Consider the following 20,601-nt stretch of genomic DNA (forward strand, 5'->3'; position numbering starts at 1 on the left):
CCTATTTTTCCTGTTTTATTAGAGGAATGGAAGCAAATAGCGAAACCAAACGTAAATAGACGATACCACTAAGGAAAGGATCAAAACCGGAAAGCCGTAAAGGGAGAACTTAATAAAAGGAATCGGTTTATTATGACTGGCTGCTAAGCCGGCAACAACCACATTGGCGGATGCGCCGACAAGTGTGCCATTTCCTCCAAGACATGCCCCTAACGCTAAAGACCACCAGACTGGATCAACGTTCATCATTCCATACCCTTGAAGTTCTTGAACGACAGGAATCATAGCGGCAACGAACGGAATATTGTCAACGACACCTGAAAGAATTCCCGCACTCCAAAGCATCACCATCGAAGTGACCGGCATATCTCCACCAGAGATCCATACCATTCCTCTAGCTAATTCATCAATGACTCCAACCGTCTCTAATCCACCTACAAGCATAAACAGGCCCATGAAGAAAAATAATGTCACCCATTCAACTTCTTGAAAGACATGTTCAACATCAAGCTCTTTCTCAGACAAGAACAACAATAAGAGTGCTCCACTGACGGCAATGGTCGTAATATCCATATGGATAAATGGATGCATCATAAAACCGACGATGGTAAGAAGCATGACTGAGATGGATTGGAAGAGCAACGGAGACATTTTCAAGTGTTCTTTTGCATCTACTCTCATTAAATCTTCAGCTAATGCCTGATCATACGTAAGCCCTTTGCGGAATAACAAAATGACGCCTATCGTTACGAGGATAAAGATAATCAATACTACCGGCCCTAGATGATAAAGGAAGGAAACAAAGCTGAAATGGTCCACCGCCTGTCCGATCATAATGTTTGGAGGATCACCAATAAGCGTAGCGGTTCCCCCAATGTTGGAGCTGAAAATCGTCATGATCAGATAGGGAAAAGCTGGTAGCTTCAAACGATCTACGAGGGTTAATAACACAGGTACAAACAAGAGGACCGTCGTAACATTATCTAAAAAGGCAGACCCTACCGCTGTAAACAGAGCGGTTACAAGCAACAACGGAACAGGCCTTCCTTTTACAAGCTGCGCTAACCAAATAGCTAAAAAAGTGAAAATCCCTGTTTTTTTCGTGATAGAAACTAACACCATCATAGAAAAAAGGAGGGCAACGGTATTCCAGTCTATGAAACCAAATGCTTGTTCCCACTCATAAATCTTTGTCATTAAAAGAAGTACGCCACCTGCTACAGCTACCAGTGCACGGTTTAACTTCTCCGTCATAATCAGTACATAGCTAGCTACAAAGATAAGGATTGCGAGTACAGTTGACATAGATCTTCCCCTTTTTGGACGGACTTTACTAATACTTATTCAAGTCCAGATGAAAATATCTGCTTCTATCTATAGAGTTTTCGTGCATATAGATAAAAGTGACAAGCATATCAAGGGGGGATAGGATGAAAAAGCTATTGTCAGGGGTCCTGGGGTATGGAGTCGGCTCTATTTTTATTCTCATGATTGTGTTTGCTGGCGTATTGGCACTTTTACTAAGGTTCACTGGAATGGAATACGAGACGCTCAATCAAATGGCATTAGTCGCCGGTATTAGCATACTCGCCATTGGGGGCATGCTCGCTGCCTATAAGGGAGAGCAAAAGGGATGGCTCTCTGGAGGGATGACAGGGGTGATCTTCGTCAGTGCCATGATTTTATTTCAGGTTATTTTTGAAAACTCCTGGGTGTCCCTGCCTCAGTTGAGTTATTTTGGAGGACTGGTCCTTGCAGCCTGGCTTGGAGGTATGATAGGGGTCAACCTGCCACGAAAAACTGTAAAAAGATGATAAAACGTAAAATCCCGCTACAAGGATATGTAGCGGGATTGCATTTGATTAGCTCAATTTTTCACGTACGGACGAACGATCGAATTTCAGTTGAGTACCATCTTGTACAGAAATCACAAGAGTACCTTCATCAATCGCATGAATCGTTCCGTGAAGTCCTCCGATTGTTATAACTCTATCGCCTTTTTGGAGGTCCGACTGCATTTGTTGAACTTGCTTCTGTTTCTTTTGCTGCGGTCGAATCAATAGGAAATAGAAAATGACAAACATTAGAATAATTGGCAGTAAACCCACTAATGTATCCATTTATTTTCCCCCTTTCTAAAAGTTCTTTGCGTTTGGTTTGTTGAAACCATACATTTCAAAGAATTCTTCTCTAAAGTCACCGAGTCGATCTTCTCTAATGGCTTCACGCACTTGCCTCATTAAGTTTAACAGAAAATAAAGATTATGATAAGTCGTAAGTCTGAAACCAAATGTTTCGTTAGCTTTGACTAAATGGCGGATATAAGCACGGCTGTAATTTCTGCATGTGTGGCAATCACAATTCTCATCAATTGGACGGAAATCACGTGCAAATTTCGCATTTCTTACCACAAGTCTTCCTTCAGAAGTCATCAGTGTCCCATTTCTTGCAATTCGTGTTGGGAGCACACAGTCAAACATATCAATGCCCCTGATGCTTCCATCAATTAAGGAGTCCGGTGAACCAACACCCATCAGGTAACGGGGCTTTTGATCCGGCATAAGAGGCGTAGTGAATTCAAGCACACGGTTCATGACGTCCTTCGGTTCACCCACAGACAGTCCTCCGATCGCATAACCCGGAAAGTCCATGGATGTCAGGTCTCGAGCACTCTGACGGCGTAAATCTTCATACTCTCCACCTTGAATGATCCCGAACAAGCCCTGATCATGTGGACGCTTGTGTGCTTCCAAGCAGCGCTCAGCCCAACGGCTTGTACGCTCCACAGAATCTTTCATGTACTTATGCTCGGCGGGATATGGAGGGCACTCATCGAAGGCCATCATAATATCCGGTCCAAGGGCGTTTTGAATGTGCATCGCTTTTTCTGGAGATAAGAAAAGCTTCTCCCCACTAATATGATTACGGAAATGGACACCCTCTTCTTCAATTTTTCTAAGATCACTCAAACTGAAGACTTGGAAGCCGCCGGAGTCCGTTAGAATGGAACCGTTCCAGTTCATGAACTTGTGAAGACCACCCGCTTCTTCGATGATGTCTTCTCCCGGACGAAGCCACAAATGGTACGTATTTGAGAGGATAATTTGTGCGCCCATTCGCTCCAACTCTTCCGGACTCATTGTCTTAACGGTTGCTAGTGTACCAACAGGCATAAACATTGGAGTTTCAAAAGATCCGTGTGGAGTATGGACCTTTCCTAAACGTGCGCCTGTCTGCTTACATGTTTTAATCAATTCATATGTGATTGCCATGATTTCTACCCTTTCTCACTCTTGATCCATAAGATCATTTAATGAACATCGCATCTCCAAAACTGAAGAAGCGATACCTTTCTTCTACTGCCTGTTTATAGGCTTCCAAAATAAAATCGCGTCCAGCAAAGGCGCTCACCAACATAATTAGTGTGGATTTCGGTAAATGGAAGTTTGTAATTAATCCATCGATGGCTTTCAGCTTTTGAGGAGGATAGATGAAGATATCCGTCCAACCGCTTGCCTCTTTGAATGTTCCGTGATCACGGATAATCGTCTCGAGAGTTCTCGTTGAAGTCGTCCCAACAGATATGATTCTTCCGCCTCTTTCTTTGACAGCATTCAACTGATTGGCTGTTTCTCCACTCAACTGATAGAATTCGGCATGCATATCATGTTCCTCCACTTGATCTACACTGACAGGTCGGAAGGTGCCAAGCCCTACGTGGAGCGTCAAATACGCAAGTTCGATTCCCTTGGCCTGCAAATCCTCCAACAGTTCTTCGGTAAAGTGCAATCCGGCTGTGGGAGCAGCTGCTGAGCCTTCTTCTTTCGCATAGACGGTCTGATATCGATCTCTATCAGACAATTGCTCTTTGATGTACGGAGGCAAAGGCATCTCTCCCAGAGATTCCAATACTTCAAGAAAAATTCCTTCGTAACGGAATTTGACCTTGCGTCCTCCGTGCTCCTGCAGTTCTGTACACTCGGCTACAAGTTTCCCTTCTCCGAAGACAATCTTCGTGCCCACTTTCACCTTTTTCGCGGGTTTGACAAGCACGTCCCACTCATCATCTTCAGTCTGGTGAAGAAGAAGGACCTCGACTTTCCCACCAGTCCCCTCTTTCGCTCCATATAAGCGAGCTGGTAAAACCTTCGTATTATTTAAAACAAGGCAGTCACCTTTTTCTAAGTAATCGGTGATTTGAGAAAAATGACGATGTTCAATGGTTTGCTCTGTGCGGTCACAAACCATGAGCCGGGAAGCTGTCCGATCTTCCAATGGAACTTGAGCGATCAGCTCTTCCGGTAAATCAAAATCGTATTGCTTAATTTCCATGTGAATCCCCTATTCTTATGTTTAATGTATCAAAATTTCCTTATGAAATAGAAAATCAATGAGAGGACAATGCTCACGATAATGGACGTCATAATCGGAAAGTAAAACGTGACGTTTCCTTTTTTGAAGCTTAGGTCACCTGGTAACTTTCCAAATATACTCCATAAAATTCCGATCACGATGAACACAATCCCTATCACAATAAAGATTTTACCAAAGCCCGTCAAGAGCCAGGCACCTCCCTGTTGAAGTGTGCGTAAGCTTTTGGTGTGACTACGCGGCCTCTTGGCGTCCGTTGGATATAACCAATTTGCAGAAGAAAAGGCTCATAAACGTCCTCGATGGTCTGAGGCTCCTCTCCAATCGTTGCGGCTATCGTATCCAAACCTACGGGACCGCCCTGGAAGCTGTCCATGATGCCTTTCAGCAGCTTGTGGTCGACAAAATCAAGACCTTCCGCATCTACTTGAAGCATTTCAAGCGCTTCCTGCGTCGTTTCCTTGCTGATGACTGTCTCCCCTTTCACCTGGGCAATATCGCGGACACGCTTCAACAAGCGGTTGGCAATTCTTGGTGTCCCTCTCGAACGACGTGCCACTTCGACAGCTGCCGCAGCATCGATTTCAACAGAAAAGATTTCTGCTGTCCTTTCTACAATTGCGCAGAGCGCCTTCGTATCATAATATTCCAGACGGCTGTGCACTCCGAAACGATCCCTTAGAGGGGCAGAAAGCAATCCTGCTCGAGTCGTGGCTCCGACCAAAGTGAAAGGCGGAAGATCAAGTCTTACGGAGCGCGCGCTTGGACCCGTACCTACAACAATATCAAGACAAAAATCTTCCATTGCAGGATAGAGGACTTCTTCAACAGAACGTGGAAGGCGATGGATTTCATCAATGAAAAGAACATCTCCTGGTTCCAATGATGATAGAATCGCTGCTAAGTCCCCGGCTCTTTCAATGGCTGGACCAGCTGTTGTTCGAAACTGGACGCCCATCTCATTTGCAATAATCGAAGCAAGTGTTGTTTTACCTAAACCAGGAGGTCCATACAACAACGCATGATCAAGCGGCTCGTTTCTCATTTTTGCCGCTTCAATGAAGATGCTTAGGTTATTTTTCACCTGATCCTGACCAATATACTGCTTCAGAGTTTCTGGTCGTAAACTAAGCTCAATCTCCTGATCGGTATCCTGTTGTTCCCCAGATATCATGCGATCTTCCAACATTCATCCCTCCTCACCTTAAGATTTCATCAATAGTTGCAGCCCTTGTCTGACATAATCATCTACGCTGCCATGTTTGGCTTTCTCAAGTTCTGTACGGACAAACTTCACTTCTTTTTCTGTGTACCCTAAAGCTTTTAATGCTTCTATCGCGTCGTCTACTACGGCCCTTTTCTCTTTCGAGGTCAAATCTTCCTGATAGAAAAGGGTGTCCTCATTTTCTTCATCAGGAAGCCAGACAATCAATTTTCCTTTCAGATCAAGAATCATCTGCCGTGCTGTCTTCTTTCCTACTCCTGGAAATTTCGTTAAGTATTTATCGTCTTCCTGCTCAATGGCCGAAACGAATTCTGGTACGCTGACTGTTCCAAGAATAGCAAGAGCTCCTTTTGGTCCAATCCCGGAAACGTTCAGTAATTGAGCGAATAGTTGTTTGTCTTCTTTTTTCTTGAATCCAAAAAGCGATTGATTATCTTCTCTTATATAGTGGTACGTATGTACTTTGACTTCCTTGTTCATCGCATCTTGAAAATGATATGGATTTGCGCATAGTACTTCGTATCCTATGCCGCCTGTTTCTATTGTCAACGACCCTTCATCGAGTGTCGTCAATTGACCTTTCACGTAACTAATCATTGTAAAATTCCCTCTCTACCCTTTATTGCTATCCTTCCTATTGTAACATACAAGCACATGTTCGCCCATGAATAAAAGCCGTGAATCCCCCTTGAAACGGCATAAAACAGCCACTACAATTCGTGGCTGTTTTACTTCATTTATACTTCTTCTTCTTTGGAGAATTGACGGACGACCTGCTCAAAATGACGATGATCTTTGATTTTGATCCCCTGTTTCAACTCTTTCTCTCTTTTTGTCTCCAAAGGCTTTATAGGTACAGGTTTAAAGGATTCTATGACTTTCCCCTGATCAGGAAGGCCTTGAAAGACCGCTAACTCCCCATCCTCTGTCAATCCAAAATACCCCGTCTGTTTAGTCAAGGGAGAAATATCATCAACTTGCCTTTGAAAAACTACTTGATCCAATTCCTGTTCTTCAACCACCCATCCCTCATACGAAGCCCAAAAATCCATCATAGACCAAATGGTTTCTTCTTTCTTCGTGGTTTCTGTCACACCATCTATATAATGCTCTTTCAGAATGACCGTGAGTTTCAAAGGTTCAGGCTTCACTAATGTGGCCACTGCTTCTGATTGACTCCCTTTACCCTGGATAACTCTTTGGGGCATGTTATCTTTAAAGGTCTTCTGAGGAGTATGATCGATCATCGACCAACTCAATACGGCCATCCCTATGGCTAACCCAACAATTAAGGCCCATCGTTTCATGACAGGATCCCCCCTAAATTAAAATAACTTCTGTTTCTAGTGTGTCCAGAAACAGAAGTTATTATCATAGCAACGGGAGATCACGATAATTTTTCTAGAATGGCTTCATCAGCATCAAGGTTGTGATAGACTTCTTGAACGTCGTCATTATCCTCGAGCATATCAATCAGCTTCAACATCTTTTCTACGCCTTCTTCGCCGAGTTCCATATAGGTTTCAGGAATCATGGTCACTTCACTAGTGGTAAAAGCATAGCCGCTTTCTTCGAGGGACTGCTTCACATCCGAAAAAGATTCGGGATCTGTATAAATCTCAAATTGCTCTTCTGTTGTTTCCATTTCCTCTCCACCCGCTTCAATAACTTCAAGCATCAGTTCTTCTTCATCAGCCTCTGTGGTTTCTCTGTCAATGACAAGATAGCCCCAGCGGTTGAACATGAAGGAGACACAGCCATTCTCACCTAAATTGCCATCATTTTTATTGAACGCGTGTCTGACGTCTGCAGCTGTACGGTTTTTGTTGTCCGTCAATACTTTAACCATAACCGCTACTCCCCCAGGACCATATCCTTCGTACGTATATTCTTCATAATTGACACCCTCAAGATCCCCGGTCGCTTTTTTTATGGCCCGGTCGATGTTATCTTTCGGCATATTGTTTGATCTTGCTTTATCTACAGCTATGCGCAGCGCAGGGTTCGTTTCCTGATCTCCGCCCCCTTGTTTCGCGGCCATGAAGATCTCACGGGCAAGCTTCATGAAGAGTTTTCCGCGTTTCGCATCTTGAGCACCTTTTCGATGCTTGATATTACTCCATTTTGAATGGCCAGCCATTGGACATTCTCCTCTCCCAGACAAATCTTTTAGTTCCATGTATCTTTACGTAAGTTTACTTACGCATTGGTCTCTACTCTCTAATATATCACAATCCCCATTTTTCTTGAAAGCGGACCCTTATCCCCTATTCTTGGTTGAAGAAGTTCTTAAATCTCTGTCTGATTTTGTCAGGTGCTTCCCTTTCTCTTGCGTTGAAATTTTTCATTTCATCCCAGCTATTGTTATTCGTATAGACAATCAAATCTTTATCTGTCACTTGCTTTACCTTAGCTTCTATTTTCTCAGGGATCGACTCATCTCTGAGATCATATGGGTTAATCATGACAGCCACATACATACGATCATCGGTTGAATAGGCTTGAGCCATCGTAATTTCCTTCAGTTCATTAACTTTCTCCACAACTGCCATGGCATCTTCGTTGTTGAAATCATTGTCGTGGGAACGATTGGTTTCGCTATATTTCGCATTTCTAAACTCTTCCTCTGCTGTACGTTTGAAATAACTGTCTTTCCCTGTAGGAATCTGCCCTCTTCGTTCAATGGCTCCATCTTGTGCGTAACCAAGAGGTTGATAAGGGGAAGATTCTTCTTCTTTCGGCTCCGCGGTTTCATCCGCCTGACATGCAAACATAAATAACGAGGTTAACATAAGGATACTAACGATTTTCCACATAAAAACATTCTCCTTTTACCCTTACTATGGGTTCAAGAAGAATGTTTTAGTCTGTCAATATTCGCCAAGCTTATTTCGGAGGAGCCGTAGGCATTTGACGTTTATGAGCAGAGCGTTTGTGCATCGCTTCAATAATATTTCGGTCTTCTTCAGGGATTTCTTCCCCTTTCAGATGACGATCAATCATATCATAACTCGTGCCCATTTCGTTCTCATCTGTCTGCCCTTCCCACAATCCTGCACTTGGTTGTTTATGGATAACTTCATCAGGCACACCCAAATATTTAGCCATTTCTCGAACTTCACCTTTGGTGAGGTTGGAAATAGGAACGAGATCCACGCCTCCATCCCCGAACTTTGTGAAGTACCCAGTGTACCATTCGGCTGCATTATCTGTCCCGACCACTAAATATTTATGGTTGGTTGCTATTGTATAGAGAGTACTCATTCGTAAGCGGGCTCTCAAATTAGCATCAGCTAACTTTTCTTGTTCTTCATTGAAAGATCCAGCATCATTCAATTGCTGTTTAATTGTTTGGAACATAACGTTGTGTGTTTCCGTTAAATCAACGGTCATAACTGGAAGATCGCACGCTTCCACCACGCTTTTTGCATGCACTTGGTCATCGGATTGACTTTTACATGGCATGATGACACCCAAAGAGTTATCTGGGAATGCTTTCTTTATCAGGTTGGCAACGACAGCGGAATCGATTCCACCACTGACCCCGACGACCAAACCTTCTACATTTGCTTCTTTGACTTGTTCCTGAAGCCAGGATACGATTTTTTCAACTTTTTGTTCCACCGGATTGTTCATCCTTTCACACATATGATACCTAATCATAGCATATGCTCAGCATATCGGACAAACTTCTTCCGGTTTTCCCATGCTTTTTCTAATTTTCTCATATGGCGGGGCATCGATGCTTCTTCTCTCAGGCTTAAACGGTACCCATATAGCCATTCCCTTAAAAGATCAGCAGGAACAAGGACCCCTTTCCACCATATATCCTTGTCAGAAACATGTGGGAAGTATGGCAACAGTGTAGATTTTCTAAGCTCCACGTATGGTAAAAAACGTTGAGCCAATTGAATGTGATCATATAAACGAGGTCCTGTATGCAAAAGGTCAAAATCAATCATTTTTATATTCTTATCTCCATCCACAATGAAATTATGATGAGCTACGTCACCGTGGAGCCATTCATGACGATCCCATGCCTCCTCCTCTACTTCCCCCCAAGGATGATCCGTAAAATCCTCCAAGCGTTTGCTCATGCAAGCGTGCAGTTCCTGGAACATTTCCCTCTTCCCTAACTCTGTGAATAGATCTTTCGTTTCTTCAAATTGTTCTAAACGCCTTTCCCATTTTACATACAATGGGTCCTTAGGAATGGATAATACTCCAATCCCCTTGGTCGTTCGATGGAAATGATGGAGAATACGCACCGCTTGTTTTCGATCCTTATGCCGGTTAAAATCTGCATGCCTTCCTTCCACGCGTTCAAATAATGCCCAGTCGCACCCCAGTTTACTGATGGTAAAAACACGATCATAGAAAGGATACGGTCTTGCAGCTATTTTATAGGCATAATTCCAGTGATCGAAAAACTCCACTTGTTTTTCAATTACATGATACCTGCGATACCCCTTCAAAATAAAAGGCAGCCCTTCGAAATTTACTTTATACACCTTCGGTTTGATGGTCTGTTCGTATTCAATCGGAAGCTTTTCCTCCGTTTGCATCCATTGAAAAAGGCGATCCGTATATGAATCGCCCATTCGATGTTCAGCTTTCATCTAAATCATCTTCCCTCCAAGGCTGTTGATATCCTTGGCTCATTTGTTGAGGATCCCACGGCCCCATTTGTTGTGGATACGGTTGACCCCAGCCTTGCTGTGGCATGCCCCATCCCATGTGAGGAGGTTGCTGTGGCCCATAACCCATCGGGTGCTGCATACCCCCATACGGAGCTTGCTCCCATGGCTGCTGAGCGGCGTATGGAGAGTGACCCCAAGGTCCCATCATTGGTCCATATGGTTGCTGTCCCTGCCCGTCACCACACCCACAGTCTCCACCTGCTTGCACGCCTTGGACCATATCATCGCTTGATTCGTCCCCCATCATGGGTTGCTGCATCGGCATTGGCTGTTGGTACATCGGCATGTGCATCGGCATCATTACTGGATACGGTGGGCAGCAATAATAGTCTGTATGAACCAACTGCGGCTGCATCGGTTGTTGCATTGGCTGCTGCATCGGCTGTTGCATTGGCTGCATCGGTTGATAATAAGGCTGCTCAGCCATAGGAGCTTGTTCCGGAGATTTCATCCCCTTTACTTCCTCCATTTTTTCTCCTTTGACATCTTCTTTTAGAGCTTCTTTCGGCGATTCTTCTTTCGGTTGAGGCATAGGCATTTGCGGGAGGTGGAAAGTTGTATAATAATTTTGCATCTGCTGATCAATGCTCGGCATGGTAATTGGCATATTCATGTTAATAGGCTGCATCGGCTTCATCGGTTTTTCCATAACACCTTTAGCTACTGGCTTCTTCTCATCTTCTTTAATTTTAGGAATTGGCTTTGGTGTCGTATCTTTATATGGTGGTTGAGAAGGCATTTCCTTCTTAGGTGCTGGTGCTTGTTGTTTAGGGGCTTCTTTCTTAGGAGCCTCTTTTTTCACTTGCTTCGTACCTTGGGGGACTTTGATCTTCATACCCGGCATAATCATATCAGGATTGGAAAGCTGGGTATTCATGGATTTCAACTGTTCAAAGTCGACCCCGTATTTCTTGGCAATGTTCCAGAGTGTATCTCCTTTTTGTACAATGTGAATTCTCACATCTGCAACTCCCTTCCTGTAATTCTGTAAAAACAATAAGGCAATAATAGCTTCATAACACTCTATGCAACACAAGCCAAAACATTGATGAAAAAGCCTATAATAATTTGATAAAAAATATAAACAAACCCCTGAATCCCTATTAACAAAGGGATTCAGGGGTTATGAAAGCCAAGCTTATTTCACAGGGGCCGGAACATCGACCTGGTAACTCGGATACGTTCCGAGCACCTTCAACTGACAACCTAACGCTTCAAGTTCTGCCTGCACGCCAGGAAAAAGCACGTGATCATAAGGTTGATCTACATCTATCAAGAAAAAGTAGTTACCAAGACCGGTCTTCAGCGGCCTGGATTCAATTTTTGATAAGTTCATTTTTCTCCATGCAAAGGCCGCGAGTACTTGATGCAGGGCCCCGACATAATCCTTAGGTAACGTTACCATGACCGTCGTTTTGTGCTTCGTGACAGGGTGGTCCTTCACTTTCAAAGTGGTCGGCACCTTTTGAACGACTGCAAACCGCGTGTGGTTATTGTCATAATCATGGATATCCGTATCCATGAACCTCAATCCGTTCTGTTCTGCCGCTAAATGATTGGCTATGGCAGCAACACCCGGACCTTCACTTGCTACAATTTCTGCCGCTTTCCCTGTCGAAGCTGTATATTCAATTTCAGCGTCCGGATACTTTGTATGCAAATACTGGTGACACTGGGCAATGGCATGACTATGAGAATAAACCTTCTTAATTTCGCCTTCATGATCCGGATGGACAAGGAGGTGTTGTTTAATTGGGACCGTTAATTCCGCAATAATCGATTGATTTACGTGATGCACGAGGTAATCGACCGTCAAATGCACGGAACCTTCAATCGCATTTTCAATCGGGACAACGGCTGTACTGATCTCCCCTGCCTCTACCGCGTCCAGACAAGCAGGAATGTTTTCGTAGCCGATGAACTCTCCACCTTCAAACAAAGCATCCACTGCCATTTTTGTAAACGTACCTCTTGGTCCTAAATATCCAACCCGTTGTTCCGTCATGATTTCCCCTCCAATTAAGCTCCCGTACTTAAGATCTCTACACGATCTACAAAGTCTAACTTGTGCAGCTGCTGCAACAGTTTTTCTATGCTGTCTTCCATTCCGGAAGTATTCAAAGAAAGCGTCACATTTGCTTTCCCTTGAAGAGGAATTGTCTGATGAATGGTCAAAACATTACAACCTGACTGAGCAACCGTCATTAATAAATTCGACAACGTTCCTTTTCGATCTTCAAGATGGAAAAACAATGTAATCATCTGTTCCTTGACCATCGCCTGAAAAGGAAAAACAGCATCTCTATATTTATAAAAAGCACTGCGGGATAAGCCCACTTGCTGGACAGCCTCAAAAATGGACTCTACTTTCCCCCGCTCTAATAATTCTTTCGCCTCGATCGTCTTCATCATAGCTTCAGGAAGAATGTCGCTACGGACTAAATAAAATTTCTCATTGTAATCCGCCATGAAAAATCCTCCCCTTTAATCGACAAACTCGAATTCATAATCCATTAATCTAACCGTGTCGCCATCTTTCGCGCCACGTTTTCTGAGCGCTTCATCCACACCCATACTCCGCATCTGACGAGCAAACCGGTTGATCGATTGGTCATGAGAAAAGTCCGTTCTTTTGAACAGGGATTCAATCTTCTCCCCATAAAGGACATAGGCACCATCATCATCACGGGTAATCTTAAATGGCGCTTCCTCTTTTTCAAACTTGTAGATGACCCGCTCATCCACTTCTTCGACTTGTTCTTCCTGTTTCGGAATTTCATCCAGTTTATCCGCTACGGCATATAACAATTCATCCAACCCATCCCGTGTAACAGTAGAGATGGAATAAATGGGAATGTCATCATTCCCCAGCTGCTCTTTAAACAGCTCTAAATTGTCTTTTGCATCAGGAATATCCATTTTATTCGCCACAATGATTTGAGGACGGTTTTCCAACCGTTGATCATAGGATGATAATTCATTATTGATCGTTACATAATCCTCATAAGGATCGCGGCCTTCCATTCCAGACATGTCAATGACATGCAACAGCAATCGCGTGCGCTCGACATGCCGAAGGAATTGATGACCAAGACCGACTCCTTCATGCGCTCCTTCAATAAGCCCAGGAAGATCGGCCATCACAAAACTACGATGGTCCTGACTTTCTACAACCCCAAGGTTTGGAGAAAGAGTAGTAAAGTGATAATCTGCAATCTTCGGTTTCGCTGCGGTTACAACGGATAAGAATGTTGATTTACCGACACTCGGAAAACCGACTAATCCTACATCTGCCAACAATTTTAGTTCGACAACAACATCAAGTTCTTCGCCTGGCTCCCCATTTTCAGCAATTTCAGGAGCGGGATTTCTGGCTGTAGCAAAGCGAGCGTTCCCTCGTCCGCCGCGACCACCTTTAGCAATGACAGCTCTTTGTTTATGATCCGTCAAATCAGCGATCACTTTATCTGTCGCCGCATCTTTCACTGTTGTCCCAGGAGGTACACTGACGACTAATGGGTCTGCGTTCTTCCCATGCTGCTTCTGGTTCATCCCATTCTCACCTTTAGCTGCTTTAAAATGGTGTTGATACCTGAAGTCCATCAACGTATTGAGCCCTTCATCGACTTCAAAAATGACATCTCCGCCATTTCCACCATCGCCACCTGCAGGTCCACCTCTTGGTACGAACTTTTCACGACGATAGGCCACAAGGCCATTTCCACCGTCGCCACCTTTTACAAATACTTTCACCTGATCGACAAACATGTCTATTCACCTCTTCATTCTATTGTCATTTCAATAGAAAGTTCTTTACTGTCAAAAATCGTTGCAATAAATCCTTCTTCATTGAGCGTTTCTTTCAAACGTTCCGGCTCATGAAACAGACCTTCCCACTCCCAGCTCAACCCAAGTGTATCCTGACCACCTACATAGATGGTACATGTGCCTTCATAAAGTTCTTCATTTCCAATATGTCCATCCATGATTTCAATCATCCGTTTTCCATAAGCCAACAATGTAGGATCATGACGGGATAAATCAACTTCTCCCCTTATGAAATACCGGAGTCGGTAGGTCTTATGTACCCAATTAAAAGATAGCAGCCACAAAGGGAATTTCAGAGCATCACTGTTCAATAATTTCCGTTCTTCTTCTGCCTCTTCTTTAATTTCTTCCAATTGTGAAAGCAAGCGATCCTGCTTTCCCAGGGTAGCGTATCCTTGAAGCAATTGAATTTGATTCATCCAGTCATGACGCTTATGTCTCAGCAGCTCAATGATTTCTTTTTCTTCCATCCTTTCAGCTCCCTCGTTCAACCCATAATAATAAAAAGTATAGCAAAAATTCAAGGAAACAAAAAACCTTAACGTATAGGTTCTGTTACTATTGTCAGGTAAATGGAGGTGAGTGTGAATCCACTAGTCATGCATGGATTCAATTAGACTGGAGAATCTCTCTCTACACACCAACGGGCAAAAAATCCTTTTTAACTGCTGAACAGAAAATGAAGTTGAAGATATAAAAAAGCCGCGCTTATGCGAAAAGCAAAGCGCGGCTTTTTTGCTGATGGACTATTCGCTTACGCTTCCTGTGCTACAGGATAAACGCTGACTTTTTTACGGTTACGTCCGTAACGCTCGAACTTAACAACACCGTCCACTTTCGCGAACAATGTGTCGTCTCCACCACGGCCAACGTTCGCACCAGGGTACACCTTTGTACCGCGTTGACGGTAAAGGATGGAACCAGCAGTTGCTTGTTGTCCGTCTGCACGTTTAGCTCCAAGACGTTTGGACTCAGAGTCACGACCGTTTTTTGTACTACCTACACCCTTCTTCTGGGCGAAAAACTGCAAATCAAGACGTAGCATGAGTCTTCACCTCCTTATCGTTGGGATATTTTCATATATTGATCGTATTCTTGTTCAATCGTTTCCAAGGACACCTGCATGCCTTCTAATAAGGTTTGAGCTTTTGAATGAACGGATTCATCCAAATCTTCAGGAAGGGTGATTTTCAAATAACCACCTTCGCCACCTTGTTCGACATCAGGTTCAAATCCACAAAGACTTATAACGGCATTGACAGCACCGAACGAAACAGCCGATACGGCTGCACAGACGAGATCATGACCGTAAGGACCACTCTCTGCATGTCCGGAAATTTCAAAGCCTTTAATTTTTCCTTGTGAGCGAAACATCGATACTTGTATCATCCGATACGAACCTTACGCGTTGATCGCTTCAACGACAAGTTTCGTGTACGGCTGACGATGACCTTGTTTGCGCTTGTAGTTCTTTTTAGGCTTGTATTTGAAGACAGTCAATTTCTTCTGAAGGCCTTGTTTTTCAACTTTAGCTGTTACAGAAGCACCGTCAACGTAAGGAGCACCAACTTTTGTGTTGTCTCCTCCTACGAAAAGAACTTTGTCAAAAGTGATAGACTCACCAGCTTCTACGTCCATTTTTTCAACATAGATCTCCTGGCCTTGTTCTACTTTCACTTGCTTACCACCAGTTTCAATAATTGCGTACATACTTGCACCTCCTCAATATACTCAGACTCGCCATTCAGGTACCGGAAATCGGTTTAAAAACCTGTTCTGTGCGGTTGTAGCAACGGAGTGCTACTAGAATAACAAAACAATGTTACCACAGATCAAAACAAGTTGTCAACATGATATCCGCGACGCTGAACAGCTTCCCGGATCATGTCTAAAGACCCTTCAAGCTCTATTTGATAGCCAGAGATGTCAGCATCCTGCCTAACAAACAGCTCCTGTGGAATTTTACTAGAAATCGGCTCAGAAAGCAATCGTTTTTTGCAATCCATAAACGTCGGATGCACCGCGATCATCAAGGCCTCCGCTTCTCTCTTTTGAAGAAGTTCTCTTTCTAAACGATAAAGGGCTGTCTCATCTGTAAAACTAACTTCCCTGGATTTGGCTAATTGAGCAGTCAGGCTGGCGTTCTCCCTCTTCCTCGTCATTTCAAGAAGCCCTAACCTTGTCATCCCGAACACATTTGTTTTCGTAGGATCGCTTTTCACCAGCCTCCTCATTTCTGAGATGAGCTGTTTCTCATTGTTCTCATTTTTCATGGAAATGAAATCAATAAGAATGATGCCGGATAGATTTCTTAAACGTACCTGCTTTTGAATTTCTTTTGCAGCAAGGATATTGACATCAAGGGCCTGGGAATTTGAAAAGGACCGCCCTTTAACTTTATGACTGTTGACATCGATCACTGTCATGGCTTCTGTCTCTTCAATGACTAAGCTCACCCCATTGTTCAACTCAACAAGAGGAGAGATGATTTGTTCTTGGAGACGCGACAAGGAAACAGGCAGTTTTCTTTCCATATCACTTTCCCAGCGTATGCGTTCTGCCAACGATGGAAACTTCTCCTTTAAACGCTTAGATGTGCCCGCATCATCAATGAGCACTTCCTGAATGGTAGTCGCTGGAAATTTGCGAATCCATGCATTTGGGATGCTGGGCTCACTCCATAAGCGGTAGATTTGATTTTTCTTTCTCTCATCCAACGTCTTCCACTCATCCCTAAGCCCTCTTAGCTCTTCAATAATCGTCTTGGGATCCACGTCTCCAGCTGCCGTCCGGATGATACAACCTTCAGCATTTTTTAATTCGTTCTCCAACCATGATTCGATCTCAGCTCTTTTTTCGCTCTCCAGCTTTCGAGAAATAGAAATCTTCCCTTGAGCAAAAGGCTGGTAGACCGTGTACAATCCAGGCAAAGTCACGTCAGCGGTCAATTGAGCACCTTTGTTCCCAACAGGATCCTTGATCACTTGTACAATAACCCTTTGTCCTACATTCAATGCCGCTGATAATTTCCCTTCACACCAAGGGACCATTTCCTTCCGAAGAAAACCTGAGCGTCCCGCTCCTATATCAATAAAGGCTGCGTCCAACCCTTGTTCCACCCGTTCTACTTTCCCGAAAAAAATAGAGCCCGTGAGCTTTTCAGCACCGGGCCGGTCAATCACATATTCAAGGATTTCCCCATTTTCAATGACCACTCCCGATTTTTCAGCTGCCTTTGTATGTAATAGTAATTGTCTCATGTCATCCCTCATCATATAGCGATTTCAGCAATGTCCCGCACTTTTAAATGAGGCTTCTTTTGTTCAAAGAAAGCCCGGAGACACTCTTGTTCATCTACTATATAGAAAGGATTCGTATGTTTCAATACATACTTGTGGCGCCTGTTGGAGTGAATGTTCTTCAGGACATCACGAACGAGCGTTTCTTCATGAACATTGACGTACTTAGCCTTCAATCTTTTCCTGTCCTGATACGTACAATAAAGAAGATACCGCATCATCGTGTATGATTTCCTTTTCCATTCGAGGACGTTTTCAATGAATAAAAAGGCGGTCAGAAGGATGGCGGCTAACGTCCATCGTTCTTCCGTAAACATCCAGAATCCAGCGCTTGCCATGAAAAAGAGGGATAGGCTAAGAGCAATAGCCAAACTCACCCTGAATGCAAATAAACGATTCAATAAATAAAAGAGCAGCTTTCCACCATCTAACGGCCAAACAGGGAGCATGTTAAATAGAAAAATGACTCCATTATAAAAGAAGGCGGCGTCTAATAAAGGATGAACACCTATGATGGATTGCATGGTTAGGAGCAGAACAAAGATCCACAAATGCTGGAATGGACCCGCCAAGACCACAAGCATCTGCTCTCGGAAGGGCCTTGTATTGTGTTCTTCGCTCACGACTGCCCCGCCGAACAGCCAGATTTCCATTTTTTCCACGCGCCAGTCGAACCTTTTGGCCATAAGGAAATGGCCCAGTTCATGAACAATGACTATAGAAAACAAAACCACGAATTCATAGATGGCTCCTGTCAACAGAGCTGAAAGAGCGAGCAAAAAGAAGAGGGGGTGGATATGGATATAGTCGTGAAACTTAAGGACCTTCATTCACTTTGATCACCTGTACTGGATCTAGAAATGTATTGTCTTTTTCGATAGCGAAGAAAAACTCCGCGGCCTGCCCCTCTTCCGCTTTCACGGACCCCAAATCCTTTTGTGATTGGACATGTTCATATAAATGGACATCGATGGATGATAAATATCCGTACGTCGTTTTCGTTCCATCTTCATGTTGTAAGACGACGGTCTTCCCTGATTCCGGGTCATTACCTGCAAAAATGACGGTCCCTTCCCGCACTGCTTTTACTTGAGATCCATTTTCCGTCGTTAAAATGATTCCCTTGCCGTCATTTTGGAATGGGGTCGTCACCGTCCCATTCACCGGCATTGCGAGAGGTTCCTGGCCCGTTTCATCCTGGGGTTGAATGACCTGTAAAGGATCTCCGAAACGGTCGCTGTACCATGCGGTTACTTTAGCAAAAGGAAATTCTTCCTGCATTTGGCTGACCGCCCAATCCCCTGGTACTTTAACAACGGCGAGGTCAGTATTTTTTCCTAAAGCAACAACAGCAAACAGTAAAACCGCGAAAAACACCTGCATGCCTATACGGCTCGTTGCACTTGTCGGTTCTTCTTTCTTTACTGGTTTATGGCCATAGCCATTAACCAGTGGGGGATAGCCATGCATTTCTTCATCCTGTGGTGGAGAGAAACCTCCAGGCGGGCTTGTCCCCTGACGATGCATCTTTCTCTTTTTTCGATCCGCTATATTCTTGCGTACATCACGAATGTTCTTTTTCACAACCAAACCCCTCTCTACGTCTTTTTCTATCAGTCTATGGGACAAGGAGGTGGTTTATTAATTTAAAATAAAAAAACCTGCCACAGGATGTGACAGGTAAAACAATTACGTGCGCATGCCGAAGAATTTCTTCACTTTCGCAAGAACACCTCGTTCTTCATCAAGCTTCATAAGGGGTACCGTTTCCCCTAAGATTCTTCTAGCAATGTTTCGATAAGCGAGAGAAGCTTTGGAATTAGGTTTCATGGCCACAGGCTCTCCACTATTGGATGCTTTTATGACCGCATCATCATCAATAACGATACCCAGTAGATCAATAGATAGAACATTGACGATTTCGTCAACATCAAGCATGTCCCCGTTTTTCATCATATGATTCCGGATCCGATTGATTACGAGCTTCGGAGATTCCATATCTTCTTGCTCCAAAAGGCCAATAATCCGGTCTGCATCACGGACGCTCGATTTTTCAGGAGTCGTGACGACAATCGCCTTATCCGCACCTGCGACCGCATTTTTATACCCTTGCTCAATCCCGGCTGGACAATCGATGACGACATAATCGTACTCTTGCTTTAGTTCCTGAACAATGGCCTTGACCGCTTCCGGAGTCACTTCTGATTTATCTGATGTCTGGGCCGCTGGAAGCAAATGCAGGCAATCAAAGCGCTTATCCGTAATTAAGGCCTGTTTCGTCTTGCAGCGTTCGTTTACGACATCGACAATGTCATAGATGATGCGGTTCTCGAGCCCCATCACGACATCCAAATTTCTGAGACCGATATCAGTATCAACGAGACACACCTTCTTTTTCTGCAAGGCCAAAGCGGTCCCCAGGTTCGCAGTAGTTGTCGTTTTTCCGACTCCTCCCTTTCCAGAGGTAATGACTATCGCTTCACCCATTGATCATTCTCCTTTCAAAACTAACCAGATGCGGTCTCTTTTTTACAACCTCTTGAATTCGATCGATACGAATTTTTTCCATGGACTCATCAATGAATCCACATTCCATATACACACCCTCAGATTCATAGTCCGGTGAGCGGCTTAATTGATCGGCTATCCTTAGTTGGCTCGGCTGCATGTAGGAGGATGCAATGACCGCATTCGTATCCCCTTCAAATCCTGCATGAGCAATTCCACGCAAACTCCCCATGACAAAAATGTTGCCTGTGGCTTTGATTTGCCCTCCGGGATTTACATCACCAATCAAAAGCAGATCTCCCTTGACTTCAACTAATTGCCCGGACCGTACGGTTTTAGCGACAGGGGTGATTTCCGTATTCTCTTTCCACTCAAGAGCTTCCTTTTTCGTCAGAACGTCCGACTCGATTTTTTCCACCACGAGTTTCTGTTTTTCCCGGACAACCTCTGTGAGCTTTTCTTTTTGTTCTTCATTCAAATATCTGTTGCCAAGCTTGATCGTCACACGGATCATCGGATGTTCATCTGTCAGTCCGTTCATTGACAATTGGTTTTGCAATTCTTTTAAAAGGGATGTGAAGGAACATTGATCATCCAAATGCAAGGTCAGACCGTCTCTTGTTCCTTTAATCATCACCTTTTGTACATTAGCAGCCATAGGCTCTTTCAC

Annotated in this window: 26 protein-coding genes and 1 other annotated feature; of the genes, 1 reads left to right on the plus strand and 25 read right to left on the minus strand. The window is 43.9% G+C overall.

Annotation, left to right across the window (positions count from 1 at the left end; all coding sequences use genetic code 11):
• Nucleotides 1–18 precede the first annotated feature (18 nt).
• Entirely contained in the window at nt 19–1,305 is a 1,287-nt protein-coding gene (locus tag K2225_RS14170; protein WP_220585324.1) for an ArsB/NhaD family transporter, read from the minus strand.
• 125 nt (nt 1,306–1,430) lie between these two features.
• Here K2225_RS14170 and K2225_RS14175 point away from each other — a divergent pair, with 125 nt between their 5' ends.
• A complete protein-coding gene (locus tag K2225_RS14175) occupies nt 1,431–1,814 on the plus strand; it encodes a TIGR04086 family membrane protein (protein ID WP_220585325.1) in 384 nt (127 codons plus the stop codon).
• A gap of 48 nt (nt 1,815–1,862) precedes the next feature.
• Here K2225_RS14175 and yajC read toward each other — a convergent pair whose 3' ends face one another.
• From yajC to minC, 24 genes are all read right to left on the minus strand, one after another.
• Nucleotides 1,863–2,120 (minus strand): preprotein translocase subunit YajC, encoded by a 258-nt coding sequence (gene yajC / locus K2225_RS14180; protein ID WP_089652641.1) that lies wholly within the window; start codon nt 2,118–2,120, stop codon nt 1,863–1,865.
• 15 nt (nt 2,121–2,135) lie between these two features.
• Nucleotides 2,136–3,275, minus strand: coding sequence for a tRNA guanosine(34) transglycosylase Tgt (gene tgt, locus K2225_RS14185; protein ID WP_146812735.1), 1,140 nt, complete (start codon nt 3,273–3,275; stop codon nt 2,136–2,138).
• Between the two features lie 31 nt (nt 3,276–3,306).
• Complete coding sequence (queA, locus tag K2225_RS14190; RefSeq protein ID WP_220585326.1) at nt 3,307–4,332, minus strand: tRNA preQ1(34) S-adenosylmethionine ribosyltransferase-isomerase QueA; 1,026 nt, start codon at nt 4,330–4,332, stop codon at nt 3,307–3,309.
• Nucleotides 4,333–4,361: 29 nt separating this feature from the next.
• Complete coding sequence (locus tag K2225_RS14195; RefSeq protein WP_146812733.1) at nt 4,362–4,559, minus strand: DUF2905 domain-containing protein; 198 nt, start codon at nt 4,557–4,559, stop codon at nt 4,362–4,364.
• Nucleotides 4,556–5,557, minus strand: coding sequence for a Holliday junction branch migration DNA helicase RuvB (gene ruvB / locus K2225_RS14200; RefSeq protein ID WP_220585327.1), 1,002 nt, complete (start codon nt 5,555–5,557; stop codon nt 4,556–4,558). Before ruvB ends, K2225_RS14195 begins: the two co-directional genes overlap by 4 nt.
• An 18-nt stretch (nt 5,558–5,575) precedes the next feature.
• Nucleotides 5,576–6,193, minus strand: coding sequence for a Holliday junction branch migration protein RuvA (gene ruvA / locus K2225_RS14205; RefSeq protein ID WP_220585328.1), 618 nt, complete (start codon nt 6,191–6,193; stop codon nt 5,576–5,578).
• A 140-nt stretch (nt 6,194–6,333) separates the two neighbouring features.
• A complete protein-coding gene (locus K2225_RS14210) occupies nt 6,334–6,903 on the minus strand; it encodes a BofC C-terminal domain-containing protein (RefSeq protein ID WP_220585329.1) in 570 nt (189 codons plus the stop codon).
• 80 nt (nt 6,904–6,983) lie between these two features.
• Nucleotides 6,984–7,736: a YebC/PmpR family DNA-binding transcriptional regulator gene (locus tag K2225_RS14215; protein WP_220585330.1), complete on the minus strand. Its 753-nt coding sequence runs from the start codon at nt 7,734–7,736 to the stop codon at nt 6,984–6,986.
• A 127-nt stretch (nt 7,737–7,863) separates the two neighbouring features.
• Nucleotides 7,864–8,412: a YhcN/YlaJ family sporulation lipoprotein gene (locus tag K2225_RS14220; protein WP_220585331.1), complete on the minus strand. Its 549-nt coding sequence runs from the start codon at nt 8,410–8,412 to the stop codon at nt 7,864–7,866.
• Nucleotides 8,413–8,482: 70 nt separating this feature from the next.
• Nucleotides 8,483–9,220: an NAD(+) synthase gene (gene nadE / locus K2225_RS14225; RefSeq protein ID WP_220585332.1), complete on the minus strand. Its 738-nt coding sequence runs from the start codon at nt 9,218–9,220 to the stop codon at nt 8,483–8,485.
• Between the two features lie 35 nt (nt 9,221–9,255).
• Entirely contained in the window at nt 9,256–10,215 is a 960-nt protein-coding gene (locus K2225_RS14230; protein WP_220585333.1) for an aminoglycoside phosphotransferase family protein, read from the minus strand.
• Nucleotides 10,205–11,257 carry a SafA/ExsA family spore coat assembly protein gene (gene safA, locus K2225_RS20145; RefSeq protein WP_220585334.1) on the minus strand — a complete coding sequence of 351 codons (1,053 nt, stop codon included), beginning with the start codon at nt 11,255–11,257 and terminating at the stop codon, nt 10,205–10,207. Before safA ends, K2225_RS14230 begins: the two co-directional genes overlap by 11 nt.
• 177 nt (nt 11,258–11,434) lie before the next feature.
• Nucleotides 11,435–12,301, minus strand: a complete 867-nt coding sequence (gene pheA / locus K2225_RS14240; protein WP_220585335.1) for a prephenate dehydratase — start codon at nt 12,299–12,301, stop codon at nt 11,435–11,437.
• A gap of 14 nt (nt 12,302–12,315) precedes the next feature.
• Nucleotides 12,316–12,765 carry an ACT domain-containing protein gene (locus tag K2225_RS14245; protein WP_089652653.1) on the minus strand — a complete coding sequence of 150 codons (450 nt, stop codon included), beginning with the start codon at nt 12,763–12,765 and terminating at the stop codon, nt 12,316–12,318.
• Nucleotides 12,766–12,780: 15 nt separating this feature from the next.
• Nucleotides 12,781–14,064 (minus strand): GTPase ObgE, encoded by a 1,284-nt coding sequence (gene obgE, locus K2225_RS14250; RefSeq protein WP_220585336.1) that lies wholly within the window; start codon nt 14,062–14,064, stop codon nt 12,781–12,783.
• Nucleotides 14,065–14,078: 14 nt separating this feature from the next.
• Nucleotides 14,079–14,594, minus strand: coding sequence for a Spo0B domain-containing protein (locus K2225_RS14255; protein WP_220585337.1), 516 nt, complete (start codon nt 14,592–14,594; stop codon nt 14,079–14,081).
• 284 nt (nt 14,595–14,878) lie between these two features.
• Nucleotides 14,879–15,169 carry a 50S ribosomal protein L27 gene (gene rpmA / locus K2225_RS14260; protein ID WP_035509352.1) on the minus strand — a complete coding sequence of 97 codons (291 nt, stop codon included), beginning with the start codon at nt 15,167–15,169 and terminating at the stop codon, nt 14,879–14,881.
• 14 nt (nt 15,170–15,183) lie between these two features.
• On the minus strand, nt 15,184–15,513 hold the full coding sequence (locus tag K2225_RS14265) for a ribosomal-processing cysteine protease Prp (RefSeq protein ID WP_220585338.1): 330 nt from the start codon (nt 15,511–15,513) through the stop codon (nt 15,184–15,186).
• A gap of 12 nt (nt 15,514–15,525) precedes the next feature.
• Complete coding sequence (rplU, locus tag K2225_RS14270; protein WP_220585339.1) at nt 15,526–15,834, minus strand: 50S ribosomal protein L21; 309 nt, start codon at nt 15,832–15,834, stop codon at nt 15,526–15,528.
• Nucleotides 15,835–15,847: 13 nt separating this feature from the next.
• Nucleotides 15,848–15,920, minus strand: a sequence feature (ribosomal protein L21 leader region).
• 36 nt (nt 15,921–15,956) lie between these two features.
• Nucleotides 15,957–17,384, minus strand: a complete 1,428-nt coding sequence (locus tag K2225_RS14275; protein ID WP_220585340.1) for a ribonuclease E/G — start codon at nt 17,382–17,384, stop codon at nt 15,957–15,959.
• Nucleotides 17,385–17,395: 11 nt separating this feature from the next.
• Nucleotides 17,396–18,253, minus strand: a complete 858-nt coding sequence (locus tag K2225_RS14280; protein WP_220585341.1) for a site-2 protease family protein — start codon at nt 18,251–18,253, stop codon at nt 17,396–17,398.
• The gene (locus tag K2225_RS14285; RefSeq protein ID WP_220585342.1) at nt 18,240–19,007 is read right to left on the minus strand and encodes a peptidoglycan DD-metalloendopeptidase family protein; all 768 of its coding nucleotides are present in this window, start codon (nt 19,005–19,007) and stop codon (nt 18,240–18,242) included. The genes K2225_RS14280 and K2225_RS14285 overlap by 14 nt, the downstream gene beginning before the upstream one ends.
• 105 nt (nt 19,008–19,112) lie before the next feature.
• A complete protein-coding gene (minD, locus tag K2225_RS14290) occupies nt 19,113–19,910 on the minus strand; it encodes a septum site-determining protein MinD (RefSeq protein WP_220585343.1) in 798 nt (265 codons plus the stop codon).
• On the minus strand, nt 19,903–20,589 hold the full coding sequence (gene minC, locus K2225_RS14295) for a septum site-determining protein MinC (protein ID WP_220585344.1): 687 nt from the start codon (nt 20,587–20,589) through the stop codon (nt 19,903–19,905). The genes minD and minC overlap by 8 nt, the downstream gene beginning before the upstream one ends.
• Nucleotides 20,590–20,601 lie beyond the last annotated feature (12 nt).

The organism is Halobacillus sp. Nhm2S1, from assembly GCF_019599545.1.
In the GTDB taxonomy this organism is placed as follows: domain Bacteria; phylum Bacillota; class Bacilli; order Bacillales; family Halobacillaceae; genus Halobacillus.